Below are 26,629 nucleotides of genomic sequence, written 5' to 3' on the forward strand. Positions count from 1 at the left end.
TATGCCCCTTCGTGGTGCACCCGGTATCCGGGGCAGACTCGGCGAACTCTGCTACTCCAGTGGCCTGCTGCATCCGTTGCAACGCGTACGGGCATGGTGGCAGCGCGACCTGCGCATCCTCGCCTATCACCGGGTGATGCCGCTGCCGGATCCGGATACCTACGAGTTCGACCTCGAACTGATCAGCACGCCGCCCGCGGAGTTCCGCGAGCAGATGATCCGGATCAGGAAATTCTTCCGGCCGATGCGCCTCACCGACATCGTCGCGGCGCTCGACGCCGGCGAGGCCTTACCGCCGGATACGGTGGCGATCACCTTCGACGACGGCTACGACGACAACTACCGTATCGCGGCACCCATCCTCGATGAGGTGGGCGTGCCTGCGACCTTCTTCGTCTCCACCGGACATCTCGATACCGGTCGCCCGTATGGATACGACTGGCTCGTCCACATGATTCTGGTGACCGGCGCGCCACGCCTGCAGTTGCCCGAACTCGGTATCGACATCGTCCTGCCGCCGGATCGCGCCTCGCGTCGACGCATCGCCGGCAACGTGTTGCTGCGCATGAAATGGCTCGATGCCCTGGGTCAGACCGCGATGACCGAACGGCTCGAGCAGGAATGGAACATGCCATCCGCCGACGCGCGACCGCCCGACTGCCGCCCGATGACCTGGGACCAGGCGCGGGAGATGGAGGCCAGCGGCCACGAGTTCGGTTCGCATGGCGTGCATCACCGCATGCTGGCCCGGCTGCCGGAAGATGAAATGGAGCGCGAGATCCGGGCCTCGAAAGCGACGCTCGACCGCGAGCTGCGCCACCCGTCGATCCTGATGTCTTATCCGGTCGGCGGCGATCGTGCTTACAACGAAGCCGTGATCGCAGCCACACGCAATGCGGGGTTCCGGCTCGCGTGCAGCTATGTCTGCGGCACCAACCCGGAGCCCAGCGAGAATCGCTACGCCCTGCACCGTCTGCCGGTGGAGGCGAACATGGGACCGGGCTGGTTCGCGGCGATGCTCGCGCTGCCGCAGCTCATGAGTTATCCCACCGCCGCACACGAAGCCACCGGACCACAGGCGCGACCATGTTCCCTCTGATCCTGGTCTATGTGGTGCTCACCATCATCCGGCCGCAGGATTACGTGCCGGGGCTGGATCTCGTGCCTATCCTGCCCGTGGTACTGATGCTGGCGTTCGGCGCGTGGCTGATCTCGCGCGACAAGACCTTCCAGGCGCCGCAATTCATCATCCTCCCGGCCTTCCTGCTGATCCTGATGGTCTCGGAAGTCGCCAACGGATGGACCGGTGGCGCGGTCGACGAGCTCGCCAGGTTCGGCCCGGCCGTCATCGCGTTCTTCGTCCTCGGTGCCGCATGCAGCACGCAGAAGCGCGTGCGGACGGCGATGACCGTGTTCGTCATCTGCGCGGCGGTGCTCGCGCTGCACGGCATCGAACAGGCGAAGACCGGCATGGGCTGGACCGGCATCCCGATCGGCGAAGGCGGCCGCATCCAGTATGTCGGCATCTTCAACGACCCCAACGATCTGGGCCTGCTCTTCGCCGCCACGCTGCCGATGGCGATGTTTCTGGGCCGCCCGGGTGCGGGCGCGATGCGCCTTGTCTGGCTCGGCGCCGCCGCACTGCTTCTGTACGGGATCTTTCTCACCAACTCGCGCGGTGCGATGCTCGCGGTGCTCGTCGTCGCCGGCTGCTATGTCTGGTACCGGCGTGGCATCGCCTTCGCCGGCGTGCTCGGCGTGATCGGTCTCACCGTCATGAAGCTGCTCTCGTCGCGCATGGACGAGCTGGATGCCGGCGAGGAGTCCGCCGCCGGTCGCGTGGACGCCTGGTACGCGGGACTCGAGATGTTCCGCGACAACCCGATCTTTGGCGTCGGCGCCGGCAACTTCACCGAGTACAACGAGCTCACCGCTCATAACTCGTTCGTGCTGGTCATCGCGGAAACCGGGTTCGTCGGCTTCGTGTTGTGGCTTGCCTTCGTCGGGTATGGCTTCTGGATGATGTTGACCATCGTGCGGCATGTGCGCGTGCCCGGGAAGGACGCGGCCGTCGAAGCCGACTGGGCAACCGAGCGGCAGATGGCGCTGACGCTGTTGCTGTCGCTTTGCGGGCTGTTTGCCTCGGCGTTCTTCCTCAGCCGCAGCTACATGATCGTCATGTACCTCATCGCCGCCATGGTCGCCGGCCACTACGTGGGTGCGCGTCGCCGCTGGCCGGAGCTCCCCTTCTTCCGTCTGTCCGACGGCGGCTGGCGTTGGGTCCCCGCTGCGATGGGCACCATCGCGGGCTTTTTCGTCCTCGTTGCCGTGCTGCTGAGGACCGTATGAGCGCCATCTACGAAAACCTGCTTCGCCGCGTCGTCTGGCCCGCCTACGAAGGCGGCCTTCGGCGGCGGGATACCCCTGGACATGTGCGTGCCTACGAACGTGACCAGTGGCTCACACCGGAGCGGCTCGAGGCGTTGCAGATGGACCGGCTGCGCTCGCTGCTGGACTGGTGCTGGCACGAGGTGCCTTATTACCGCCGCCGCTGGACCGAGATCGGCATGCGGCCGGGCGACATCCGCAGCATGGCCGACTTCGCGATGCTTCCCGTACTGACCAAGGCGGATATCCGCCACCATGCGGACGAACTGAAGGCGAGTTTGCTGAAAGACACCCTCGGCTACAAGGCGACGGGCGGCTCGACCGGCGAACCGCTGCGCTTCGGCTTCACCCGCGAGAGTAACGACCGCCGCGTCGCGGTGATGTGGCGCGGCTACGGCTGGGCCGGATCGCGCATGGGGCGGCGCACGCTGTTCCTCTGGGGCGGAGCGGTGGGCAGCCCCTCGACGGCGCACCGGATCAAAGACCGGATCTACAACGCGGTGTTCGCGCGCAAGCTGCTCGACAGCTTCCACATGAGCGAGACCAACCTCGCCTCCTACGCGGACGCCATCGACGCCTATAAGCCGGAAGTACTCGTCGGCTACGTCGGCCCGCTGGTACGTCTCGCCGAATGGCTGCTTGCGACCGGCCGACAGATCGCGCGGCCCGCCTCGATCATCGGCGCGGCCGAGGCCCTGCATCCGTTTCAGCGCGAGATCATCGAACGCGCGTTCGGCGCACCGGCCTTCAACACCTACGGCTGCCGCGAGTTCATGCTGATCGCCTCCGAGTGCGAGCACCGCGACGGGCTGCATGTGAATGCGGACCACCTCGTGGTGGAGACACTCGTCGATGGCCATCCGGTCACCCACGGCAGCGGCGAAGTAGCCATCACCGACCTGTTCAATCGCGGCATGCCCTTCATTCGCTACGTCAACGGTGACATGGCGACCCACGCCACGCGCCGCTGCCCCTGCGGACGCGGCCTGCCGATGCTCGCGTCGGTCGACGGCCGCAAGCTCGACGCCATTCGCACCCCCGCCGGTCACGTCCTGCCGGGAGAATTCTTTCCGCACATGCTTAAGGACGTGCCGGGGCTGCAGCGCTTTCAGCTGGTACAACGCCGTCTCGACCGGCTCGATCTTTCCATCGTGCGTGGCGATGGCTTCGACGACGCCTCGCTCGCCTATATCCGTCATGAAGTGGGCAAGGTCATCGGCGACAGCGCCGAACTGCACTGCCATTTCGTCGACGACATTCCGCTCACCCGCAGCGGCAAGTTGCGTGTCACCGTCTCGGAGCTTGCCTCGTGAACATCACGCACTTCGTCGAGAACCTCAACCGCGGCGGCCTCGAACGCATGGTCATCGACCTGGTGAAGGCCCAGCATCGTCAGGGTGACAAGGTCCAGGTGGTCTGCCTGTTCGAGCGCGGCTCGCTGGCCGGCGAGCTCGACCGGCTGGGCATTCCGGTACATGCCTGCGGCAAGAAGACGGGACTGGACCTCCGTGCGCTCGCGTGCGCACGGCAGTTCATCGCCGGGCACTACACCGAGGTGCTGCACACGCATAACGCGGTGGCGCACTACCAGGCGGTGCTGGCCAGCGCGGGTATGGGCATCCGCCAGGTGGTGAACACGCGCCATGGCATGGGCGGTGCCAACCGCAAGGGTGGCCGCCGCGAATGGTTGTTTCGCCGCGCCCTGAAGGCGACCGACGCGGTCGTGGCGGTATGCGAAGCCGCCCGTCGCGACGCGGTACGCCGCGGCGTCGCGCCGGCCAGGAAAACCTGCGTAGTGCCGAACGGGATCGTCGTCGAAGGCTTCGACGTGGCGTCCGACGCCATGCACGAACGCCTGACCAACCTTTTGAAGATTCCCGACGCCACCCGGATCATCGGCACCGTGGGACGGCTCAACTGGGCGAAGGATCAGGCCAGCCTGATCCGCGCGTTCCGCCTGGTGCGCCACAAGCGATCCGATACCGCGCTCGTGCTGATCGGCGACGGCGAGCTTCGCGAGACCTTACGCGCCTGCGCGTACGATGAAGGCGTCGCCGGCTGCGTGCATTTTCTCGGCGACCGCGACGACGTACGCGAACTACTGCAGGGCCTGGACCTGTTCGTGCTGCCCTCGATCACGGAGGGCTACTCCATGGCCTTGCTGGAGGCCTGCGCCACCGGCCTGCCCATCGTCGCCACCGACGTCGGCGGCAACGCGGAGATCGTCAGCGACGGGGCGACGGGGAATATCGTGCCCGCCTGCGATCCCCCGGCACTGGCCGAAGCGATGCTCGGTCTGCTCCATGAATCGCAGCGCGCGTCGCGTCTGGGCCGTGCCGCGCGCGACTGGGTCGAGGCGCATGGCTCGCTCGACGCGATGGCGGCGCGCTATGGCCGCCTGTACTTCGGCGACAGGGAGGCCGTGACGTGAAAGTCCTCGTCCTGACCAACCTGTTCCCCACGCCGTGGGATCCGCGGCGCGGCACGTTCAACCGGCAGCAGTTCCAGCGCCTCGGCGAGCGTCACGACGTGGATGTACTCACCGCGGTGGAATTTCGCGAGCGCATGGCGGGGCGCCAGGGCGAAACGCGTGTGTCGGGAATCCGCGAAGACTGGTTCACCTTTTATCACCCGCCGGGCTTCGGCCGCTTCCTCAACGCGTTGTGCTTCTTCGCCTGCGTCATGTGGCAGCGCGGACGCGAGATCCGTAGCGCGCACTACGACGTGCTGCTCGCCAGCTGGGCCTTCCCGGATGCGGTGGCCGGCGCGTGGATCGCGCGGCTGCTCGGTATACCGTACGTGGTCAAGGTGCACGGCAGCGACCTCAACGTGCAGGCGGAGGCACGTCTCCGGCGTCCGCAGATCCGGCAGGCTCTGCGTGGCGCGGCCGGCGTCGTCGCGGTCAGTCGTGCGCTCGCCGCGCGCGCGGTGTCCCTGGGTGCGCACGCCGACACCGTCGAGACGCTGTACAACGGGGTCGACACGCGGGTGTTTCATAGCGGCGATCGCACCGCCGCGCGGCTTCGGCTGGGGCTGCCGCCCGAGGTACCGCTCGTCCTTTATGTCGGCAACCTCAAGGCGACGAAGGGCTGCCACGATCTGATCGACGCCTTTCCGCAGCTGGTCGGGCGTCATCGCGACGCACGTCTGGTCTTCGTCGGCAGCGGTGCGAGCCGCGCTCACCTCGAAGATCGCGCGGCGTCGCTGTGTTGTGCCACCGCCGTGCATTTCGAGGGTGCGGTGGACCACGCAGCCACCGCCGACTGGTTCCGTGCGGCGGATGTCCTCTGCCTGCCCAGTCACAACGAAGGCGTTCCCAACGTGATACTGGAAGCGATGGCCTGCGGCACGCCCATCGTCGCCACCCATGTGGGTGGCATCCCCGAAGTGGTCCCCGAACACGCCGGCATCCTCGTTCCGCCCCATCAGCCGCACGAACTGGGAACCGCACTGATCGAAGCCCTGGAACGCCACTTCGACGCAGCCGCCATCGCCGACCATGCCGCCACGTTCCGCTGGGACGAAAACATCGACCGCCTCGAGCGCATCCTCGCCCACGTCGCCCATGTGGGAGCGCGCCACGCGCGCGGCCCCCACCTCGCGGCACGCGCCCACCCTCGCCATCCGCCGACACCATGATCCGAAAACCCAGAAAACTTGAACTCCTCGGGCTTCTCCCCGAAACCCTGGTGATGACCCGGACGCGCGACGCCTGCCTGCGCTACCTCAGCTTCGACGACGGCCCCGAGCCAGGCCACACGCCGCGCCTGCTCGACACCCTCGCGAGGCACGGCGTCAAAGCCAGCTTCTTCCTTGTCGGCGAGAAGATCGAGCAGTACCCGGAGATCGTGCAGCGGATCGTCGCCGAGGGCCACATGATCGGCAATCACTCGTACAGCCACTGGTCTTTCAGCAACATGACCCTCACGAAACAGCTGGACGAGGTGTATCGCACCGACGCACTGCTGCGGCTGTTCGACGACCGCCCGCATCACCGGATGCGCCCGCCCAGCGGTTACGTGGGCGCGCAGTTGCTGCTGCACTTCGCGCGGCGCAAGCGCAATCTGGTCTACTGGTCCTACGACAGTCTCGACTATCAGGATGCCCCGGTGGAGACGCTGATCGCCCGCCTGCGCAACGACCCGCCCGTGCCCGGCGACATCGTGCTCATGCACGACGACAGCGACAAGGCGACCGAGGCACTCGACGTGATGCTGCCTGAGTGGCTGTCGCAGGGCTTCGGCTTCGCGGCACTGGAAGGGTCGGCGCCATGAAGATCCTGTATCACCACCGCACGCGCGGTCGCCACGTCGAGGGAGTGCATATCCGCGGTATCGTGCAGGCGCTGCGTGAGCTCGGGCACGACGTTTCCGTCATGTCTTTCCCCGGCGCCGATCCCGAGCGGGAGGTCGAGGACGCCTCGCCCGGCAAGCGGGGTCGCATCGCCACGCTGGTGACGCGCTTGCCTGGCGTCGTCTTCGAGATGTTCGAGCTGCTTTACAACGTGGTCACGTGGTTTCGTATGGCACGCGCCTGGCGCAAGGCGCCGCCCGCACTGATCTACGAACGCTACTCCCTGTTCCTGTTCGCCACCATCTGGCTCGCACGTCGGCGCGGCATCCCCCTGGTGCTGGAGATCAACGACTCGGCGCTGGTCGACCGGGTGCGCCCGTTGACGATGAAAGGGCTGGCCCGGCGCATCGAGGGCTGGTGCCTGCGGCGTGCGACGGGTCTGGTCTTCATCTCCACGTACTTTCGTGACGTCGCGCGCGACGCATACGGCGCTATCGCCCCCAGTGTGGTCTCGCCCAATGCGGTCGACCTGCCGCGTTTCGATCCATCGCGCTTCGATGTCGCCGCACTGCGCGCCTCGCGCGGCCTGACCGGCCGGGTGGTGTGCGGCCATATCGGCGCCTTCGCCCACTGGCACGGTGTGGATGGTTTCGTCGAAGCCATCGCCGGGCAGCTGGATGCCGTGCCGGAACTGGCCCTCGTATTCGTCGGCGATGGCAGGACGCTGCCCGCGGTCCGGGCGCTGATCGCGGATCGCGGTCTGGCCGACCGGGTATTGCTGCCGGGTCGGGTGCCGCACGACGAGGTCGCCAGCTGGATCGCCTGTATGGACTATGCCGTGCTGCCGAATTCCAATCACTACGGGTCTCCCATGAAACTGTTCGAGTTCATGGGTATGGGTGTGGCGGTGGTCGCGCCCGACTACGCGCCGGTGGCGGAAGTGATCGACGATGGCCGCACGGGCTGGCTGTTTCCGCACGGTGACGCCGCCGCCTGCGTCGATCGCGTGCTCGCGCTGGCGCGCCATGCCGACGAACGCCAGCGCGTGGGCGACGCCGCCCGCGACTACATCGCCAGCGAGCGGCAGTGGCGCAACAACGCCGCGCAGCTGCTCACCCTCGTCCCGGCCGGAGCCTGAATGTGATCGTCATCGCCCTGCTCGTCCTGCTCCTGCTGGTCGCCGCGGCGGGCACCGTGGCCATCCGCGCACGCAACATGCAGTACTGGCTGTGGGGATACCTGACCCGGCGCAAGCCGCCGAAGGTGGCAGGACCGAAACACGTGCTGTTCTGCTTCGTCGACCATTTCGAGCCGAACTGGGGGCGCGTGGACATGGATACGCAGCGGCGTCGCGTAGACCGCTGGTGCAGCGACTATCGCGCACTGGCGGCGCGCCATCGGGACGCGGACGGCCGCGTGCCACAGCACAGCTTCTTCTATCCGGAAGAGGAATACGTCGAGGAGCACCTGGACAAGCTGCAGTCGCTTTGTGCCGACGGGTACGGTGAGATCGAAATCCATCTGCATCACGACAACGACACGGAAGCCAACTTCGTCGCCACCATCGACCGCTTCAACCGCCTTCTGCACGACAGGCACGATGCCTTGCCGCGCGATCCCGTCACCGGCCAGCTGCGGTTCGCCTTCATCCACGGTAACTGGTGCCTGGACAACTCACGCGCCGACGGCCGCTGGTGCGGCATCGACAACGAGCTGATCCTGTTGCGCGAGCTGGGTTGCTACGCGGACTTCACCCTGCCCTCCGCCCCCAGCGACACGCAGACGCGGATGTCCAATGCGATCTACTACGCCACCGACGACCCGCAGCGCTGCAAATCGCACGACACCGGCGTGCCGATGCGCGTGGGCGGCAAACCGAGTGGCGACCTGCTGATCATCCAGGGGCCGCTGGGCCTCAACTGGAAAGACCGGCGCTTCGGCGTCATCCCGCGTATCGAGAACTCCGATGTGCGCAAAGGCTGCCCACCGACGCCCTCGCGTGTCGATCAATGGGTGGATACGGGCATCCACGTCGAAGGCCGCCCCGAGTGGGTCTTCGTCAAGGTGCACACCCACGGCACCCAGGAACGCGACATGGACACGCTGCTCGGCGCTCCCGCCGATACCATGCACGACCACCTCGAGGCGGTCTACAACGATGGTGTGCACTACGTACTCCACTACGTCACCGCCCGCGAGATGTACAACATCGCCAAAGCCGCCGAAGCCGGCCTCGCCGGCGACCCCGGCCGCTATCGCGACTTCGAGCTGCCGAAGCCGGGCAAGCAGCCGGTCGCCCACGAGACCGCCGCAACCACCATGTAGGAGCGCGCCTGCGCGCGACCCCCAGGCCGGCAACGCCACCGCCCAACAGGCCGCCCCCACGCCTGAAATTGTCTAACAGCCGCGTCGTCCAGTAGCATCGCAGCCCATGCATCTCGCCACGCCCCGCCTGTTCACCCGACTTCGCCGCCATCGCGGCGTGTGGGTGCTCGCGCTGGCCGTGCTGATGTTCAAGCTGACCATGGCGACGTTCTGCCTGCTCGACGGACCGACGTCCGCGTCCGTCGACACGGCGGGTGCCACGACCGCCATCGCCACCAGCGACACCGCACCGGGCGATACCTGCGTTCTGAACGAAGGCGGCGGCTGCCACTGCAGCTGCGCCCATAACGTGGCCGTACCCTCGACGATGCCCGCCCTGCTCGCCGGCGTGCCGCACGTACACCTGACCGCGACGCTCCGTACCGGTGTGACGCCGACCTACGAGCGCTCCCCGCTCCGCCCCCCTATCGCCTGACGAACGCCACCGTGCGATGCCGACCGCCTGAGCGGTCGCGTCGATTCGCGTCCGTTCTTCCGGAGATCCATCCATGTTTTCTCTACGCATCGCGCTTTCCGGCGCCGCGTGCGTGTGCCTGTGCGCCGCGGGCCACGCGAGCGCTCCGCCGCTCGACCGCGCATCGCCCGCCGTGCGTGACCGCATCCACGCGTTGTGGGCCGACAACCCAGCCATCCAGGCGGCGGACGCCCAGCGACGCGCCGCCGAAGCCCGTGTCCGCGCCGCGGCGCAGCCCGTCTACAACCCTACGCTGTCCCTCGAGGGCGAGAACGCCGATGTGGATCGCCGCACGGCATCGGCCAGCCTGTCGCTGGATCTGAGCGACAAGCGACGCGCCCGGGTCGACGAAAGCGAAGCCGCCTTACGCGTCAGCGAGGCCGCCTACGCGCTGCGCCGTCGCGATATCGCCGCCGAATGGCTCAAGGCGTGGGCCTCGGCCGAACTCGCACGGCGGCAGCGCAGCCTTGGCGAGGAACGCGTCGTGGCGATGACACGCTTCGACCATCTCGCCGCGGACCGTCTGCGTGTCGGTGACATCAGCGCACCGGAGCGGGATCTGGCCGCGCAGGCACTGGCCGAGGCGCGCATCGAACAAGCCGCTATCGAGGGGCAACTCGCGGCGGCGCTGGCCTCGGTGACGGCTATCGGCGGCGAACGAGACGACGGGCAGGCCGCCGGATGGCCTGCGCTATCCGAGGCGCTGCCCCCTAGCCCCGATCGCATCGATGCACAGGCCCTCGACGACCGCCTCGAACTGCGGCAGGCCCGTGCCGAGCAGCAACGCCTCGATGCGGCCGTCACCGTGGCCCGCCGCACGCGACTGTCCGATCCCACGATCAGTCTCACGGGCGGGCGGGTCCGCAGCGGTAGCCGCAGCGATCCGGTCATCGGCATCAGCGTCTCGATGCCGCTGCCGGTGCGCAACACCGGCCGCGCCGAGGTGATGGCGGCGCAGGCGGAAGCGGATGCCGCGCTCGCCGATCGACAGGCGACCGCATGGAAAGCGGAAGCGACGCTACGTCAGACCGCCATGACCTATCGCGTATTACGAAGCACCGCGGAAACACTGCGCAAAGCCCGAACGGGAGCCCTGGGCGAGCGCGCCGCGCTACTCGAACGCCTCTGGCAGGCCGGTGAACTCGACACCTCCGACTACCTCGTCCAGCTCAAGCAGAACCTCGATACCGCGCTGTCCACGCTCACGCTGGAAGCGCAGACCTGGCAGGCCTGGTTCGATTACCTCGCCGCCGCCGGCCGTCTTCCCGAGTGGATCGACGGCCCCGCAACGGATGCCACCCCATGAATCGACCCGTTCTGAAGACCGCTTTCGCGCTCGCGATGGCACTGTCCCTCTTACCCGCACGCGCCGAAGAAGCGGCAAACCCGCTGAAACTCGACGCGCGGGCCATCGCCGATGCCGGCATCGTCGTCGACACGCTTCGCTCCCGCCAGCTGACCGACACCCTCACCGCCCCGGGCGAAGTCAGGGTCGACGCCTATTCCACCCTGATCGTCTCGCCACGCGTCGCCGTCCAGGTCGTCGAGCGAAAGGCGAAGCTCGGCGACGTCGTCGCCGCCGGCACCCCGCTGGTCGTGTTGTCGAGCATCGAGGTCGCGGAAACCCAGGGCCGCCTCATCGTCGCCAGCCAGGACTGGGCACGCGTCTCCGCGCTGGGTCCTCAGGCCGTTTCGGGGCGTCGCTACGGCGAAGCGAAGATCGCCCGGGACCAGGCGCGCGCCGCGTTACGCGCCTACGGACTGACCGACGGACAGATCGCTCGTATCGTCGCGCGGGGTTCAGCGGCCGCGGACGGCCAGTTCGAGCTCATCGCACCGAAGGCCGGCCGTATTACGACCGACGACTTCCTCGTGGGCGAGCGCATCGAAGCGGGAAAACCGCTGTTCACGCTGGTCACCGAGGACACCGTCTGGGTCGAAGCGCGTCTCCCGCCCGCTGCCGCGGATGCGATACGGCCCGGCGCGGCCGCAACCATCGTCGCGCACGGAACGGAACGGCCCGGCAGCGTCATCCAGCGCGCGCATCGGACCGACGAGGCCACACGCACCACCAGCGTGCGCCTTCGTGTCGACAACCGGGACGACCTGCTCCACCCGGGGGAACTCGTGGAAACGCGTATCGCCACATCGGCGAACGCCAGCGTTCTCGCCGTGCCCGCGGAAGCCGTGGTGCTGCTGAAAAACGAACCGACGGTGTTCGTGCGCGGCAAGGAGGCCGGAACGTTCGAGCCCATGGCGGTGGACGTCGGCGAAACACGCGAGGGCTGGACCGTCGTGCGCCGTGGCCTGACCGCGGGAGCCGCTTACGTCAGCAAAGGCGCCTTCGCCCTGAAAGCACGCCTCCTGCGCTCGCAGCTGGGAGACGACTGATGCTCGTCCGTCTCGTCGAACTCTCCCTCCGTTACAAACTGCTGGTGATCCTGGGCGTTCTGACGATTGCCGCCCTTGGCGTCGCCTCACTGAAGCGGCTCCCCATCGATGCCTTCCCCGATGTCACGCCGGTGCAGGTCAACGTCTACACCGAGGCCTCCGGACTCGCCGCCGAGGACGTGGAGCGCCTGCTGACCACCCCCGTGGAAGCGGCCCTCGCCGGATTGCCCCGCGTGGAAACCATCCGTTCGGTGAGTCTGTTCGGGCTGTCGTACGTCGCCGTCTACTTCGATGACGACACCGACATCTACTTCGCCCGCCAGCTCGTGAACGAACGGCTGCAACAGGTCGCCGCACGTTTACCCGAGGGCTACGGCAAGCCCGAGATGGGTCCGAATACCTCGGGCCTGGGACAGGTCTTCTGGTACACCGTCGAGACCGACGACGGCAGCGCATCCGACATGGACCTGCGTGCGTTGCAGGACTGGACCGTCCGCCTGGTGCTGCGCACGGCACCCGGTGTCGACGACGTGACATCGTGGGGCGGGCAGGAGCGACAGTTTCAGGTCCGCGTCGATCCGATGCGCCTGGTCGCGCACCGACTCGCACTCAGGGACGTGATGCAGGCCGTCGAATCGAACAATGCACAGGTCGGCGGCAACGCGATCGACATCGGCCGGGAGCAATACCTCGTGCGAGGCGTCGGTTTGCTGCGCAACGCGGAGGACATCGGCTCCATCGTGCTGAAGAGCGACGATGGCACTCCCGTATACATCCGTGACGTGGCGTCCGTCGTGGAGGCAGGCGCGCCCCGGACCGGCGCGGTCACGCGCGATGGCAAGGAGGTCGTCCTGGGCCAGGCACTGGCGCGCACCGACGAAAACGCGAAGAGCGTGGTCGACGCCGTCAAGGCGAAGCTCGATACGGTGCGTCGCGCGCTGCCTCCCGGCACCGTCGTCAAACCGGTCTACGAGCGCACGGACCTCGTGGACGCGGCGGTCGGTACGGCATCGCGCGCCTTGCTGGAAGGCGCCCTGCTGGTCGCCGTCGTGCTGTTTCTCTTCCTGGGCGAGCTGCGAAGCGCCCTGATCGTCGTCGCGACCCTGCCCCTGGCGATGCTGATCGCCTTCATCGGCATGGAACGGTGGGGATTGTCCGCCAACCTCATGTCGCTCGCGGGGCTGGCCATCGGTATCGGCATGATGGTGGACGGCGCGGTGGTCATGGTGGAGAACGCTCACCGCATCATGGGCGAGCGTGCCGCGCAGGGCGACACGGTTGACCGGGGCGCCGCTGTGCTGAAGGCCGCTCGCGAAGTGGCGACACCGGTCGCCTTCGCGATCCTCATCATCATCGTGGTTTTTCTTCCGCTGTTCGGGCTGCAGGGCCTGGAAGGAAAAATGTTTCGTCCGATGGCGTTCAACATCGGCTTCGCCATGGCGGGCTCGCTGGTGCTCGCCCTGACGCTGGTCCCCGTCCTCGCCGCTCTGCTTCTGAAGCCGGGACCGGAGCGGGATACGAGGCTCGTCGGCTGGCTCAAGAGCCGCTACGGGCGTCTGCTGCACTGGTCGCTCGACCACCGGCGCATCGTCCTGGGCGGCGCCGTGGTCGTGCTTCTGGGCACATTCGCCCTTATCCCCTTCCTCGGCAAGGAGTTCATGCCCAACCTGCGCGAGGGCGCCATCATGTGGCGGATCACGTCGATCCCTTCTTCCTCTCTCGAGGAGTCGATCGACCTTTCGCGTCAGGTTGCCGAGCGGATCAAGGCCAACGTACCCGAGGTCGAAACGACGCTGGCCATGATCGGACGCGCCGAGAAAGGCGAAACCGCGGACGTGAACTACATGGAGGTCTACACCCCGCTCAAGCCCGCGTCGGCATGGCGCGACGGCCAGACGCTCGAGTCCATCGAGGCGGCGATGCAGCAGGAGCTGACCGACGCGCTGCCTACCGCGGTCGTCAGCTACACCCAGCCCATCCAGATGCGCATCGAAGAGCTGATTTCCGGCGTCCGCGCCACCCTTGCGCTGAAGATCTACGGTGACGATCTGGCCACACTCGACCGGCTCAGTGCCCGGGCGCGCGACGTACTGGCGACGGTACCGGGCGCAACCGACCTGGCGCTCGAAGCCAACCTCGGCAAACCGCAGCTGCGCATCGAGGTCGACCGCACCGCCCTGGCTCGCTACGGACTCAATGCCGACGATGTACTCACCGTGGTTCGCAACGGTATCGGTGGCGAACCCGTCAGCAGCCTTATCGACGGTGTACGCCGTTTCGACATCGCGGTGCGACTGGACGACGCCAGCAAGGCCTCGCCGGGAACGATCGGGCGCATTCCGCTACGCACGCCGACCGGCGCGCTGGTGCAGTTGTCCCAGGTCGCCCGCGTCACCCAGGCCGAGGGGTATTCGTTCATCCGCCGCGAGGCGCTGCAACGCTTCGCCGTCATCGGACTGGATGTACGCGGCCGGGATATCGACGGGTTCGTGCGTGAGGCGGAGGCACGGCTGGCCTCGGAACTCACCCTGCCGACAGGCTATTACACCGAGTGGGGCGGCGCGTTCGAAAATCAGCAACGGGCCATGAAGCGTCTGGCACTGATCGTGCCGCTGACGATCTTCTGCATCTTCGTGCTGCTCTACACCGCGTTCAGCTCGTTCCGGCATGCGGCGCTGATTCTTGCCAACGTGCCGTTCGCGGTCATCGGCGGCGTCATCGGCTTGTTCATCACCGGGCAGTATCTGTCCGTACCTTCGGCGGTCGGCTTCATCGCGGTGTTCGGCGTGGCCATGCTCAACGGCATCGTGCTGGTCAGCTTTCTGGACCGGCAGCGTGACGCCGGTGGTGACCTTCGCGAAGCCGTGCTTCGAGGGAGCACGTTACGTCTGCGCCCCGTGCTGATGACCGCCACCGTAGCGATCCTGGGGTTGCTTCCGATGTTGCTGTCCAGCGGCGTCGGCGCCGAGACCCAGCGACCTCTGGCTACCGTCGTTGCCGGCGGGCTGATCACCTCGACGCTGCTGACGCTGGTGCTCTTGCCCGTGGTCTACGAGTGGATGGAGGCGAGATCCCGACGCCGGTAAAGAGTCCTTCTCCGGTGGCAGAATTACCCGCTATGGTGGAAGAATTACCGGCTGTGGCGGGAGAATTGCCGGCTCTGGTGGGAGCCAACCCTATTGGCGACTGGGACGCTTGCCGCAAGGTCCCACCGCCGACAAAGTTGGCTCCCACCGATTAGTCATGACGCGCGGCTGATTCACCAGACTCGATGCAAACCAGGCGAGTATCCGGACACATTATTCGCAGCTTGCGACATCAATGTCCGAAGCTCACGTTCACGGACGCAATCGGCAGCGAGACCAACACGGCAGCCGACGCCACACCAAGCGACCCGAACCAGTTAACGAGCGATGCGACGCGACTGTCGACTAAGCTCGGAAAGTAGGATCTGACTGCATTTATCAATGCGAGGCCAAAAATCGGAAGAACATAGAGGACAACGCATGCTTGCCATCCGTACTCGGCCGGCGCGCCCTTCCAGTACGCTGTCGAGGCACCGAACCAGTTAGCGACAACAAAAAGCACGTACACGGCGACAGCCAATAACGCTAGCGCGTGCGTAAACCACAGTGCCGCCGTCCCAATGAATGCCATCGCGCCATCCTGCCTCACGGCTTCACCTCCAGAGTTCCCAGATAGTCGATTGGCGTCTCAACCGGGCCACCGTAACGTATCGGAAAAGCGCCTGGGATGAGTGACCTGGAAGAATAATCTGTCATTTGAACGCTGGATGTGTTTCGAATCATCGGCGCAACGACATCCCCATAAAAAAGAGCTTCCGGAGAAAGCGAATTCACGGTTATGCACCCCACGCTATTCGTTCCCGGATGAAGCCTGAATGCCTGTCGACCCGAGGGCTGGTGAACATCATCCATGAGAAACTCGTCAACAGGATCCAGACGAAACCAGTCATCTCTCCTGTGGGAGAGAATTTGATACTGGCCGACCGGAATCTGTTGCTCGGGACGGCCATCAAACCACCCGGACCGAACAAACGTTCCGCCAGAACTCGCATCTACCGAATACATCCGGCCAGGGTGATCCAGGTCCTCAACCGTCAGCTCATTATCCGAAATCGAATACGTCGCCTTGACCAGCAACCCGTGAGGATCACTACCCGCCAGCGGGCTACCATAGGCGTATGAATAGGTGCTCGCACCTCCCATAACCCCGAGGGGATCGCTTTGGAGATATCTCCCCGTGCTTGCATCGTAGTCGCGCAGGTGATTGTAAGTGACTCCAGTGGATCCGTCGTATCGCTGCCCAGGAAAACGCATATCGAGCGAGAACGAAATCCCATCGCCGTCGGGGTCTTCGTTCGGCGGATCCATGCCAAACGCCTCCCCGGACGCGGGCCAACTCCACACCGTTTTTCGAAGTAGGCGGTCGTAGACAGAGCGAGGCGTACCTGCATGATCAGTCTCGATCGCGTATAGCCTTGTCCCATCCATAATCGTTACTGGATGATCACCCATCCAGATGATCTGACGAAGGGCCCTTCCATCTGGCGCGTAGTCGCCTATCCAGTGACCGTTCTCGTCATAGACCGTGATCGTTTCAGTCGAACCCCGGCGGGTTAAGACGCGCTCACCCCATGAGTTGTAACCGTACGAAGCAACTAGCTTCCCACCAACATACGCGTCTTCGACTTGACCGTCAGCGTTATAAGTGAACCGTGCATCCCCGGCGGTAGAAGTACGACCTGATGCATCATATTCTCTCGCGCTATCCCCAGCACGCACGAGTCGATGGCTGGCGACGGGGTATTCGTACGAAAGGACCCCAGCGGCATCGGTGAATGATGTTCGATTTCCCGTGAGATCGTATGCATACTTCTGGACGGGCCCTGCGATATCACTGGATTCGACCAAGCGTCCGAGACGATCGTATTTCCATTGAACTTCGGCATCACGATCACGCGTCCTCACCAACTGCCCTGCGGCATCATACTCGTAACGTAGATCAAGGCCGCTAGTGCCTATCGATCGGATAGACGTCGTTCTACCATTCAAATCGTACTCGCGAATCACTCTCCTTCCAGGCATAAAACTCCACTCAAGAGGTTTTCCTAGCGCATTCCAACGCACGCCAGTCAATATGGGGAAATCGCCGTACTGAATCATATTCAGCGAAACCTTCACGACGTTGCCGGAAGCATCCCGATCATAGGAGACTGTGGATCCATCGGGATAGGTTATCGCCCTGAGGCGACCGGCCGGCGAATAGGCATACCGTATTGAGAAATCTCGTCCACGAACACTTTAAACCTTTCGCGTAATCTGTCCTGCAGCGTTGTAACAATATGAGGTATGGCCAAGACCATCGGTAGCAGTCGCGAGCCGACCTACCGAATGCCTCTCATCGACACCGCAATAAGCTGGCGGTGAGTGATAGTCGAACGTCTTTGAGACAGAGCCATCCACCGTGATGCCGACTAGCCGCCCTTCGACATCGTACCTATGCAACATGCTGTGCCCATCGGCAGTTCCCTTGCGAAGAAGCGCGCCCGTATTATCGTGAACAAACGTCGATTCGCCAGAATCTTGACTCGATTCACGGAGCAAGTCACCGAGACCGTTCCGTAGGTAGATCGTCTCCAGGCCCTTGGGGTCCGTAAACGACGAAAGCCTATCCAGACCGTCGTATGCGAGGCTTAGTCCAGAAGCACTGTCGGAGGGGTCGGCCACCTGCCTAGAGAGCCTTCCGAGCGCGTCATAAGTTCGTGTTACGACTCTACCTAATGGGTCTCTCCAACTCGCAAGCCTGCCCGCCGCGTCGTAGGTAAACTCGGTTTTTTGCGCCTTCGCATCGACCTTCGTGCGAACGCGCCCGAGTGCATCGAATATCCTCGATCGATCCCCGACGATCTCTGCATTCGCGTCAAAGACTGTCTCTTTCGTCTTAAGTCCGCGCGCATCAAGCTGGTAAACGACGCGGCTACCGTTCGCCAATTCGATACTCGTAAGGCGCCTAGCGTCGTCGTAGACGAGCTTCGTTTTCACGTTGTCAGCGTCAACGATCTCCGCGAGGTTACCTGCTGCGTCGTACGAATAGCCGACGCCTGCCTTGGGATCATTCGAGGAACCGCCTGATTCTCGGGACTTGGAAGTAATCCTACCTAGAATGTCATAGGTGATATCGATACGTACGTCATTTTCGTCCAAGACAGACAGCGCGCGACCAGCGCCATCGTAAGCGAGCACCTGTCGCACATTCCCTAACGGGCTCGTGACCGACTTCATGTCACCCGCACGCCAAGTGCAGTTTTTCGGATCATTCGTGCAGCCAGGCGCGTCGACCTCGAAATATTCGAACCTGTAAGTGTCATCATCCCCTTCACGCGGTCCATCAACGCTAAGTATCGAGCCGTCGCCGCGGTACGCAAAGCGAGTAGTCCTTTCTCCATCCGCCGAAGACGAGTCGTCAGCGCTACCTTTACGATATTCAAGAAGTTGCCCATCGCCGTTGTATCGCATCTCCTCCCACATCCCGGGCGCCTCGATACGAACAGGCAATCGCAAGCCAGGATCCCATGCCGTTCGTATCGTCCGCGCGACCAACGAGCCGAAGCCCTCCACACGGGCAGTCTCTAGGTGCGTCTTCGGATCGTAAGCGTATGTCGTAACCGAACCATCGAGATCCTTGACCGTCGCAGGTGTTCCGTCATCGTTGTAGGTCACTGATAGGGATGCTCGCGTCCTGCCCGCCACAGCTGGCGTCGTCAACTGCGTCAAGCGCGGCTGTCCCGCGACATCCGCGAATAGGTAGGAGGTGGTTCCACCACCGGCTATGGTGCTGGATGATGAACCGGACAGCCCTGCTTCGACCACGGCGAGGCCTGCCCCGCCAGCGTGCGTCGTTCGCGTCGCATGCCCATTGAAATCATATGAAAATGTCGCCCAGCGACGTCCATCGGGCCCGATAACTCCCGTCAGGAACCGATTGGCATACACTACATACGACGGCTCGTCGTACAGATATGTCAGCTTATCCAGATGGGCAAGACCGAACAGCGTGAGCTCCCCAATAATTGGACTGAAACACCCCTTCAGGATGCTGATCGGTTTCGTAGCGCATTGTAATCCAAACCAGATCGTATTCATCGAGACCACTGCCATCATTTGAAGCAGAGTGATTCTCAACGTTGATCGAAGACACCGTGCAGTTTCGGTGATTAGAACCGGACAAATAGCCCTGAGGATGCCGACATCTAAATTCCACGGCTGACGTCGCAGCATCCGCAACTTCCCTATAATGAAAAGCTCCGTCTTCCAGATAAACCCAATAGCCGTCTTTGTAGGCGGCGATATCAGCCGTCGTCGAAGAGGCGGATCTACCGACGCCCGTAAATATCGATGCACTCAACATGGCGCATGCAGCGATGCGACCTGTAAACCGCAATCCTTTGCTTCTCTCCACCACAGAACTCTCCCTCGTGAGGCGGCCTAGAGGTCGCCGCATTAGATGAGGTGCAAGGGTAGGTAGAGCTTTATCCGTAATACATACGAATATTCTGATTTTTGATGAAAATGTATGCGACCGAGAAATCTGCCTCATCGACCGGGGAATTCCACCCACAAGAGCCGCCTCCAGATGCCTGTATGAGACGGCTACCGTTTCTTTGTGATGCGGAATCGCCAACGGGCCGGCCGCCGACCACTGGCACCTATGCCAGCATCGCAAGCCTGCCCAATTCAGCCCTTGCGGCGTGCCCGCAGATCCGAGCGAACGCGATGCAGTCCCCGGTAAATCCATCGCACCGGCGCATACATCCGGAAGCCCGCCGTCGCACGGGTCGCGCGCACGGCGTACAACGAGCCACAAGCCTCCGCGCGCGTCGCCAGCAGTCGCTTGTACTGGTTATCTCCGTAGCCGAAGCTGATCCGCTCGCCGGGGAAACGATCGAGCAGCGCGCGCACTGCCTGAAACACGGCCACCGACCCGATGCCGACCTTCGCCACCTCTTCGTCATAGCCAAGGTCGTCGACGAGGTAGGTCCCACCGAGGCGATAACCGTGGACATAAGCCAGCGGCCTGCCGTCGCGCAGCACGACATGACCGATCAATTGCCTGGCGGCAGCGAGCCTTTCGAACAGCGCGACCCGCTCAGGCGCCTCCCAGTCCATCGGCAGGTCGGCATGGTGCCAGGTCTTCGCGTACACCTCGTTCATCAGGCGACAGTATTCGGGCATGTCTTCGGGCCGGTCGAACGTGCGCAAGGCCGCGTCGCCGCCGAGCTTCCGATAGGCGCGGCCCACACGCTGGGTCAGATCCGTGCGCTTCTTCTTGTCCATCGCCGAGAGCCACGCTTCCGACGAAACCTGCGGATCGATCGACCAGTGCAGCTGATCCAGCAGATGCGCAGCCACCGTACGAAACCCGCCGCGAGTTAGTGAGTCCGCAAACGGATTGGGCAGGTCCGCCTCCTGCACGCGCACCACACGGACGCTGCTGTCCCCCGCCAGCTGGCGTGACACGGCGACGCTGACGACGCCGCGCTCGGCCTCCCCGGCCACGACGCCAGACCCAAGCAATCGCAACGCCGCCCCGCGATAGAGGCGCACACGCCGCCCCGCGAGATCCAGCCGCGCCGTGTGTTCGATCGCAAGCAACGGTGCATAGCCGACCACCCTCCCCCCGGCATCGCGCACCACGATCAGATGCGGCACGGTGCCATCCCGGCGACTCTCGACCTCATACGCGATCCAGTCCGGATGCTGCACGATACCGCTGGCCGCGCCGGGCCCTTCAGCGACGCGGGCCAGTTCATCGCGGTAGCCGCGCAAGGTTTCGAGGGAACGTACGATGCAACAGACGTAGCTCATGGGCTGGCCTTGGACACTGCCGGCGGGATGAATTCGAGGGCACGGATCAACCAGCGACCCGGCCGGCCGAGGCGTCGGCCGATGCCGGCCATCAGCTGCACGTCGTCTCCGGTCCAGTAACGGACCAGCACGCTACCCGGCACGTAAAGCACAACGAACACGGCGCAGCCGCCGAGGAAGCCGACGCGTGACGGTATGGCGGCGGTGGTCGCCCATGCCGCCAGCGTCGCCACGCTGCCCACGGCGAACAGGCGGGCCATGGCCGCCACCGGCAGCGCGCCGCTGGTCGCCTTGCGCAGGTAGTGCACCGCAAGCACCATCTCGACGACACGTGTCCCCGCGTAAGTCACGACTGCGCCGGATAGCCCGAGAACGGGGATCAGCGCCACACCGAGAACCGCGTTGGCGACGAGCGCGACGGTGGCGATGCGTACACGGTCATCCTGTCGGTCCACCACGGTCTGAAAGGCCGCGATACCGTTGCCGATCAACAGCAGCCCACCCAGCACCAGCGTGGCCTCGATCGTGGGAATCGCATCGAGGTAGCGCGTGCCGTACATGAGGCGCACGATCTCGGGCGTCGTGACGAGGCCGAGCCCGGCGATGGCGATGCCCACCGCCCAGTAGAACCGCGTCGCCTCGGCAAGAAAACGCGCCGCGCGCGCACTGCCGCTCTCCCCGTACGACTTGGCCATGTAGGGAAGCAGCGTCGACGTGAGCCCGACCGAGAACAACTGCACCGCGCCGCGCGTCAGCGTGCCCGCAATCGCGAAGTAACCCACCGCGACCGATCCCGAGAACGTGTTGAGCAGAAAGATCTCGATCGTTCCCACACGAAACGAGCCCATCAGCACCAGCACGGCCGTGAGTTTCAGGTGGCGGTTCACCCGCGCATTCAGCGTGGGAGGAATCGGTCCGGAAGCGAAATCCCGGCAATAACGGCGGTAGACCAGCCGGTTGACCAGGTTGAGGATCAGGCACGCCACCGCGAACAGCGCGACAAACGATAGCAGGTCGGCATGCATGAGCATGGCCGCAAGCACGAGCGACATCCCCAGGATGCCGCCGATCACCGTCGCCACCGCTTCGGGCTCGAAGCGTTCCTGTCCTTTGCCGATGGCCACCAGCATCGCGTAGTTGGCCTTGGCGACCACGGCCACGACGACCAGCGCCATGATCGGTAGAAGGGACGCATCCCACTCGGCGGGCCGGAACAACCAGCCGATCACGAGGAATAGACCGATGACGCTCGCCGAACTCCACGTCTGGATGCGTGAAAAGCGCGCCGCGAGACTGGACGCGAGCCCGGGGTCGCCCATGCCATCCGCCTCGGCGATGAACTTGGTCGATGACGTGGTCAGCGCATGGTTGGAGCAGACGATCAGCCAACCACACAGCCACACGGTGAACGCATAGCGGCCGAAGTCGCCCGGACCCAGGGCGCGAGCGATCCACACGCTCATCAGCAGCCCAAGCGCGTACTCGATATACGTGGACACGGTGACGATGCCCACGCTGCGCAGGACATCGAGGCGGCGGGTCATGGCGACGTCCGCGCAAGCGAGTCGGTCAGCCCCGCGCCCGCCGGCTGGCGCATCATCCACTGCGCCACCCCCGCACCGCGGTTGTTCCAGTTGAACCGGCGCAACGTGTCCGAGATGGCGGCGCATGCGGGGGCGTACGATGACGACAAGGCGGCAAACCGCTTCTTCAGCAGCGCAGCCTGCGCCGGATCCGTCTCGAAGTAGTAGGCGGCCGCGACGGGGAGGCCAAGTTCGACGTTGTGCCCGTCGCTGTACCAGCCTTCCGACTCCTGGATCTTCATCAGGGCTGCCGGTGTCGCCTTCGATGACGACCAGTACCAGGCGATCTGCCCGCCCGGCCCCGAGCATTCATTGCGCCAGTCGTGCGGATGCACGAGCAACGCCGGGTCGATCCAGCCGTAACGTTCGAGGTAGCGTCCGAAGGCGGTGATCATCGCGGGGATGCGCGGATCCTGCGTCGCCAGCCATGCATGCCAGAGACCGTCCACGATGTTCTCGCTCATCCAGGGCGAGGCACCGCGTACGTCATCGGCACCGTCGGGATCGTTTTCATGCACGTTCCAGCTGTTGCGCCAGGAGCCGTCGTCGCCGAGCCCGTCGGGGTTATGTCGTTGCTGCTCGTCGAGCCAGCCGACGCGAGCGAGTACGCGATCGCGATAACGTGCATCGCCCGTGAGCTCGTACGCGGCAACGGTCTCGATGAGACCCAGGCCGGCAAGTCGCTCGGTGAAGTAGTCAGTCGGGTGCCGGTATGGACCTGGCGGTCCGTTCCAGCCGCCGCTGTGCCAGAGGTCGGCCATCTTGCCGACTAGGGCGGCGTCGTGCATCGAGTCGTCTCCGCTCAGCGCGACCGCGAGCAGGATGGGTTCGATATAGACGTACTTCACGTCGCACGGTTTGCCGTCGGGCAGCCATCCCCCGGCGCATGACGGGCTGACTGGAACGCCGTCACGCTTGATGCCCGCCATGTACCAGCGATAGCTCGCCTCGGCCGCCTCGAGATAATCGGCGCGGCCGGTGCGCACGTACGCTTTGAACAATGTGGAAGGCCGGTCGAAGAGCCAGGCGGTGCTGTCCTTGACCGGGAGTTCCTTCGCCCAGCGGAACTGCGCATCCACGTAGCGCGCGTAGGCTTCGTCGCGGGCGGCCACCGACTGCGGGCCGGCGATCAGTGAGGCGGTGAGCCATTCGGGCGTGAGCACGGCGATCGCTTTGGGCCTGTCGTCGATCAGGCCTTGCGCGTAGGGCCAGCCGGGAGCGTCCATCGCGCGAGGTGTGCCGAGTTCGAAGCGATAAATCCCGGCGGTGGCGCGGAACTGGACGCGGACGGCGCGGATGCCGCCGGCGCCGGTGTGCCACTGGAGGGTCGGGATGACGGACGCGGGGACTTCGTTGCCTTTGACGTCGACGATGCGAAGAAGCCTGGGGTCGCGGAGGGTGTCGGGTGGGAAAGGGATGCCTACGGTGACCTGGACGGGGGTCGTGTCGGAAGTGCGGCGGGTTACCGTGATTTGCTGGGTACCGGGGCCGGGTTGTTTCGCGACCAGGGTCGCTCCTGCCGGAGCGGGTGACGCGCCGCTGACGGGTGACAGGCCCGCCGCGACGGCGGCAAGCAGAAGGCCGATGACGATGAGCACGTGGCGGGACATCGCTTGAGATGCGCCCGGCGTCGCCCGCCGTGTCTCGCGCACGACCCCGTGCCAGCCGCGCCGACGCTGGAAGGAACGTGCGTTCATGCGACCGACGCGACAGGCGCGTGCAACCCCGCCAGGCGGTACTCCCAGTCCAGGGCGGTACGGACGATGAAGTCGAGATCGTCGTGGCGCGGTCGCCAGCCGAGCACGTCGCGCAGCCGGTCGCTGCACGCGATGAGCTTGCCGATGTCTCCGGGCCGGCGCGGCAGTTCCAGCACGTTGAGCGCATGGCCGCCCGCGCGCGCCACGGCATCGACGACCTCGCGCACGCTGTAGCCGTGCCCGTAGCCGCAGTTCAGGGTGAGTGAATCGCCACCGTCGCGCAGATGATCCAGCGCGCTCAGATGAGCGGCGGCCAGATCGTCGACGTGGATGTAGTCACGCACGCCCGTGCCGTCCGGCGTGTCGTAGTCGGTGCCGTAGATGGACACGCACTGACGCTTGCCCACGGCGTGTTCGCACGCCACTTTGATCAGCAACGTGGCCAGCGGAGTGCTGTGGCCGATGCGTCCGAGCGGGTCGCAACCGGCGACATTGAAGTAGCGCAGGATGACGTGCCGCATCGCTCCCGTTGCGCACCAGTCGCGCAACATCGTTTCGGACATCAGCTTCGATGTGCCGTAAGGATTGGCGGGACACGTCGGCGTCGTTTCATCGGCGACGCCGGCTTCCGTGGCACCGTAGACCGCCGCCGTCGACGAAAAGATGAACTTGTCCACGCCGGCCGCCGCACACGCCGCCAGCAGGTTGCGGGTATTGCAGGTGTTGTTGCCGTAGTACTTCAGCGGATCGCTGACCGACTCCGGCACCACCGTATGTGCCGCGAAGTGCAGGACCGCATCGACGCGATGCGCTTCCAGAACCCGCGAGACGAGGTCGCCGTCGCCCACATCGCCTTCGACCAGGGACGCGCCGCGCACGGCCTCGCGGAATCCCGTGGAGAGGTTGTCGATCACGACGACCCGGTCGCCCCGCGCGACCAGCTGCTGCACCGTGTGGCTGCCGATATAACCGGCACCGCCGGTGACCAGGACCGTATTCATGGAGACCTCCCGGCCGTGGCCGGTGGGAAGTTGCGGGCGAGCCAGCCGCCGATGCCGTCGAGCAGACGGGCGCGGTCGCCGGTGAGGATGTACGTGTGGTCGGTCTCGGCCAGGTACCGCGTGGTGACCGACGGATGGCTCATCACCTTGCCAAAGCACTCGCGGAACTGACGCGCGTGATTGAAATAGTTGCTGATGCCACCCGAGTAGACGAGGTAGAGCTTCATGCCCCGCCCCACCATGCCGGTGAAATCGGCGATCACCTGATCGCGGGGCGCGGGTGCCACCGCGAACACGGGCTCGGGTGCCGCCTTGTCGGTACCCCCGCCACCCGGACGCCCGCGCAGCCAGCGCGCCCAGCGGCCGGGATCCGCCACACGCGGCAGGTAGTGACGAAGCTTGTAGCCGAGCGTGCGATACGCGTATCCGTCGAGGAATACCGCTCCCGAGACACGCGGATCGGTCGATGCCACGACATGTGCGTTCTGCGCGCCCGAACACAGGCCAACCAGCACGAAACGCTCGCAACCCGCCCGGTTTTTCATCAGAACCATCGCGTCGTCGAGATCCGCGCAGACCTGCTGGGTACGGGTCATGCCGCCGCCCGTGGCACCGCTGTCGCCAAGCGTCGACATGTCGAATCGAAGTGTCGGGTAGCCAGCCGCGTTGAGCTGGCGGGTCAGTTCCACGTGCAGCCGGAAGGGACCGATGCGATGCACCAGTCCCGCGTTCAGCACGATGACCCCGGTCTCTCCGCGCGCGCCTTCCGGCACACCCGCGATACCGACCAGGTGCCGTGCACGACCGAATCGATGAGCTTCCTCACGCATCACGCGACCTCCTTCAGGCGACCGGTGACCGCCTGGATGAGCGGCTGCGACAGGATCGCGGTCTCGAGTCGCCGCAAGTCGTTCCATGGGGTGGACTGACCCAGCGACTGCGCATCCAGCACGAGCGTAGGCACGGCCGGCGTGGCGACGCGTAACGCGCCGAGCTGACGCCGCAAGCTGTCGCCGATGTCGAAGCCCAGCCATTGCTCAGCCACATCGGCGTGGCTGCGCGGTCGCGTAAAGCGCTCGCCGTCCTCGCGCAGGGCGGCCTGCATGGCGTCCAGCGCCGCCACGTAATCGCCTCCATCGAGCACGGGATCCCATGCGATGACTTCCGTGAAACCGGCCCGACCCGCCGCGGCCATGGCGATGCTGCCACCCAGCCGTGCACCGAAGGCGACGACGCGATCGATACCGGCGCGTCTGCGCAACTCCGCGGCGGCCGTCACGGTGTCCTCGACGCAGCGCGACCAGTCCACCTCGCCACTGCCGCCAGCGGCGTCGCCGGTACCGTGGTAGTCGAAGCGCAACACGGGGACTCCCTGCATCGCCAGCGCTTGCGCGAGCTGACGATACAGGCGATGGCAGCGGATCAGGTCCTGCCCCAGCGAGGGGCACATCAGCAACGCGCGACGCGCCGTCGGCGTACCCGCGTGATACATGCCGAACAGGCCGTCGTCGGCACCGAAAAAGAACGGCAGGTCGAGGTCGCCATGCAT

General features: G+C 65.1%; 20 protein-coding genes. 12 read left to right on the forward strand and 8 right to left on the reverse strand.

What is annotated here, in order from left to right; translation table 11 throughout:
• The first annotated feature begins 1 nt into the window (after window position 1).
• The 12 genes from BLT40_RS05995 (at window position 2) to BLT40_RS06050 (ending at window position 14,997) form a co-directional block, all read left to right on the forward strand.
• Entirely contained in the window at window positions 2–1,099 is a 1,098-nt protein-coding gene (locus tag BLT40_RS05995) for a polysaccharide deacetylase family protein (protein ID WP_255363956.1), read from the forward strand.
• Entirely contained in the window at window positions 1,087–2,349 is a 1,263-nt protein-coding gene (locus BLT40_RS06000; RefSeq protein WP_090352229.1) for an O-antigen ligase family protein, read from the forward strand. The genes BLT40_RS05995 and BLT40_RS06000 overlap by 13 nt, the downstream gene beginning before the upstream one ends.
• On the forward strand, window positions 2,346–3,701 hold the full coding sequence (locus BLT40_RS06005; protein ID WP_090352232.1) for a phenylacetate--CoA ligase family protein: 1,356 nt from the start codon (window positions 2,346–2,348) through the stop codon (window positions 3,699–3,701). The genes BLT40_RS06000 and BLT40_RS06005 overlap by 4 nt, the downstream gene beginning before the upstream one ends.
• Entirely contained in the window at window positions 3,698–4,819 is a 1,122-nt protein-coding gene (locus BLT40_RS06010) for a glycosyltransferase (protein ID WP_079521946.1), read from the forward strand. Before BLT40_RS06005 ends, BLT40_RS06010 begins: the two co-directional genes overlap by 4 nt.
• Window positions 4,816–6,027 (forward strand): glycosyltransferase family 4 protein, encoded by a 1,212-nt coding sequence (locus BLT40_RS06015; protein ID WP_090352235.1) that lies wholly within the window; start codon window positions 4,816–4,818, stop codon window positions 6,025–6,027. Before BLT40_RS06010 ends, BLT40_RS06015 begins: the two co-directional genes overlap by 4 nt.
• A gap of 53 nt (window positions 6,028–6,080) precedes the next feature.
• Window positions 6,081–6,662: a polysaccharide deacetylase family protein gene (locus tag BLT40_RS06020; RefSeq protein WP_255363957.1), complete on the forward strand. Its 582-nt coding sequence runs from the start codon at window positions 6,081–6,083 to the stop codon at window positions 6,660–6,662.
• Window positions 6,659–7,819 (forward strand): glycosyltransferase family 4 protein, encoded by a 1,161-nt coding sequence (locus BLT40_RS06025; RefSeq protein WP_090352240.1) that lies wholly within the window; start codon window positions 6,659–6,661, stop codon window positions 7,817–7,819. Before BLT40_RS06020 ends, BLT40_RS06025 begins: the two co-directional genes overlap by 4 nt.
• 2 nt (window positions 7,820–7,821) lie before the next feature.
• Window positions 7,822–9,006: a hypothetical protein gene (locus BLT40_RS06030; RefSeq protein WP_255363958.1), complete on the forward strand. Its 1,185-nt coding sequence runs from the start codon at window positions 7,822–7,824 to the stop codon at window positions 9,004–9,006.
• A gap of 106 nt (window positions 9,007–9,112) precedes the next feature.
• A complete protein-coding gene (locus BLT40_RS06035) occupies window positions 9,113–9,481 on the forward strand; it encodes a hypothetical protein (RefSeq protein WP_090352242.1) in 369 nt (122 codons plus the stop codon).
• Between the two features lie 73 nt (window positions 9,482–9,554).
• Window positions 9,555–10,826 (forward strand): TolC family protein, encoded by a 1,272-nt coding sequence (locus BLT40_RS06040; RefSeq protein WP_090352244.1) that lies wholly within the window; start codon window positions 9,555–9,557, stop codon window positions 10,824–10,826.
• On the forward strand, window positions 10,823–11,911 hold the full coding sequence (locus tag BLT40_RS06045; RefSeq protein ID WP_090352247.1) for an efflux RND transporter periplasmic adaptor subunit: 1,089 nt from the start codon (window positions 10,823–10,825) through the stop codon (window positions 11,909–11,911). The genes BLT40_RS06040 and BLT40_RS06045 overlap by 4 nt, the downstream gene beginning before the upstream one ends.
• Window positions 11,911–14,997, forward strand: coding sequence for an efflux RND transporter permease subunit (locus tag BLT40_RS06050; protein WP_090352250.1), 3,087 nt, complete (start codon window positions 11,911–11,913; stop codon window positions 14,995–14,997). The genes BLT40_RS06045 and BLT40_RS06050 overlap by 1 nt, the downstream gene beginning before the upstream one ends.
• Window positions 14,998–15,582: 585 nt before the next feature.
• Here the strand turns inward: BLT40_RS06050 and BLT40_RS06060 are convergent.
• The 8 genes from BLT40_RS06060 to BLT40_RS06090 form a co-directional block, all read right to left on the reverse strand.
• Window positions 15,583–17,115, reverse strand: a complete 1,533-nt coding sequence (locus BLT40_RS06060; RefSeq protein WP_090352252.1) for an RHS repeat domain-containing protein — start codon at window positions 17,113–17,115, stop codon at window positions 15,583–15,585.
• Between the two features lie 120 nt (window positions 17,116–17,235).
• Window positions 17,236–19,077 (reverse strand): RHS repeat protein, encoded by a 1,842-nt coding sequence (locus BLT40_RS06065; RefSeq protein ID WP_176809116.1) that lies wholly within the window; start codon window positions 19,075–19,077, stop codon window positions 17,236–17,238.
• 591 nt (window positions 19,078–19,668) lie between these two features.
• Window positions 19,669–20,799 carry a GNAT family N-acetyltransferase gene (locus BLT40_RS06070; protein ID WP_090352256.1) on the reverse strand — a complete coding sequence of 377 codons (1,131 nt, stop codon included), beginning with the start codon at window positions 20,797–20,799 and terminating at the stop codon, window positions 19,669–19,671.
• Window positions 20,796–22,343, reverse strand: coding sequence for an oligosaccharide flippase family protein (locus BLT40_RS06075; protein ID WP_176809117.1), 1,548 nt, complete (start codon window positions 22,341–22,343; stop codon window positions 20,796–20,798). The genes BLT40_RS06070 and BLT40_RS06075 overlap by 4 nt, the downstream gene beginning before the upstream one ends.
• Entirely contained in the window at window positions 22,340–24,079 is a 1,740-nt protein-coding gene (locus tag BLT40_RS20240; RefSeq protein ID WP_176809118.1) for a hypothetical protein, read from the reverse strand. The genes BLT40_RS06075 and BLT40_RS20240 overlap by 4 nt, the downstream gene beginning before the upstream one ends.
• Window positions 24,076–25,080: a UDP-glucose 4-epimerase GalE gene (galE, locus tag BLT40_RS06080; protein ID WP_079521334.1), complete on the reverse strand. Its 1,005-nt coding sequence runs from the start codon at window positions 25,078–25,080 to the stop codon at window positions 24,076–24,078. Before galE ends, BLT40_RS20240 begins: the two co-directional genes overlap by 4 nt.
• Window positions 25,077–25,910, reverse strand: coding sequence for an alpha/beta hydrolase family protein (locus BLT40_RS06085; protein ID WP_090352261.1), 834 nt, complete (start codon window positions 25,908–25,910; stop codon window positions 25,077–25,079). Before BLT40_RS06085 ends, galE begins: the two co-directional genes overlap by 4 nt.
• Complete coding sequence (locus tag BLT40_RS06090; RefSeq protein WP_176809119.1) at window positions 25,910–26,629, reverse strand: alpha/beta hydrolase family protein; 720 nt, start codon at window positions 26,627–26,629, stop codon at window positions 25,910–25,912. Before BLT40_RS06090 ends, BLT40_RS06085 begins: the two co-directional genes overlap by 1 nt.

Source organism: Dyella sp. 333MFSha (genome assembly GCF_900102405.1).
GTDB lineage: Bacteria > Pseudomonadota > Gammaproteobacteria > Xanthomonadales > Rhodanobacteraceae > Luteibacter > Luteibacter mycovicinus.

Coding starts and splice junctions, on each gene's coding strand:
- BLT40_RS05995 (WP_255363956.1), top strand. CDS start 2: ATGCCCCTTCGTGGTGCACCCGGTATCCGGGGCAGACTCGGCGAACTC.
- BLT40_RS06000 (WP_090352229.1), top strand. CDS start 1,087: ATGTTCCCTCTGATCCTGGTCTATGTGGTGCTCACCATCATCCGGCCG.
- BLT40_RS06005 (WP_090352232.1), top strand. CDS start 2,346: ATGAGCGCCATCTACGAAAACCTGCTTCGCCGCGTCGTCTGGCCCGCC.
- BLT40_RS06020 (WP_255363957.1), top strand. CDS start 6,081: ATGACCCGGACGCGCGACGCCTGCCTGCGCTACCTCAGCTTCGACGAC.
- BLT40_RS06025 (WP_090352240.1), top strand. CDS start 6,659: ATGAAGATCCTGTATCACCACCGCACGCGCGGTCGCCACGTCGAGGGA.
- BLT40_RS06035 (WP_090352242.1), top strand. CDS start 9,113: ATGCATCTCGCCACGCCCCGCCTGTTCACCCGACTTCGCCGCCATCGC.
- BLT40_RS06040 (WP_090352244.1), top strand. CDS start 9,555: ATGTTTTCTCTACGCATCGCGCTTTCCGGCGCCGCGTGCGTGTGCCTG.
- BLT40_RS06045 (WP_090352247.1), top strand. CDS start 10,823: ATGAATCGACCCGTTCTGAAGACCGCTTTCGCGCTCGCGATGGCACTG.
- BLT40_RS06050 (WP_090352250.1), top strand. CDS start 11,911: ATGCTCGTCCGTCTCGTCGAACTCTCCCTCCGTTACAAACTGCTGGTG.
- BLT40_RS06065 (WP_176809116.1), bottom strand. CDS start 19,077: ATGAATACGATCTGGTTTGGATTACAATGCGCTACGAAACCGATCAGC.
- BLT40_RS06070 (WP_090352256.1), bottom strand. CDS start 20,799: ATGAGCTACGTCTGTTGCATCGTACGTTCCCTCGAAACCTTGCGCGGC.
- BLT40_RS06075 (WP_176809117.1), bottom strand. CDS start 22,343: ATGACCCGCCGCCTCGATGTCCTGCGCAGCGTGGGCATCGTCACCGTG.
- BLT40_RS20240 (WP_176809118.1), bottom strand. CDS start 24,079: ATGAACGCACGTTCCTTCCAGCGTCGGCGCGGCTGGCACGGGGTCGTG.
- galE (WP_079521334.1), bottom strand. CDS start 25,080: ATGAATACGGTCCTGGTCACCGGCGGTGCCGGTTATATCGGCAGCCAC.
- BLT40_RS06085 (WP_090352261.1), bottom strand. CDS start 25,910: ATGCGTGAGGAAGCTCATCGATTCGGTCGTGCACGGCACCTGGTCGGT.
- BLT40_RS06090 (WP_176809119.1), bottom strand. CDS start 26,629: ATGCATGGCGACCTCGACCTGCCGTTCTTTTTCGGTGCCGACGACGGC.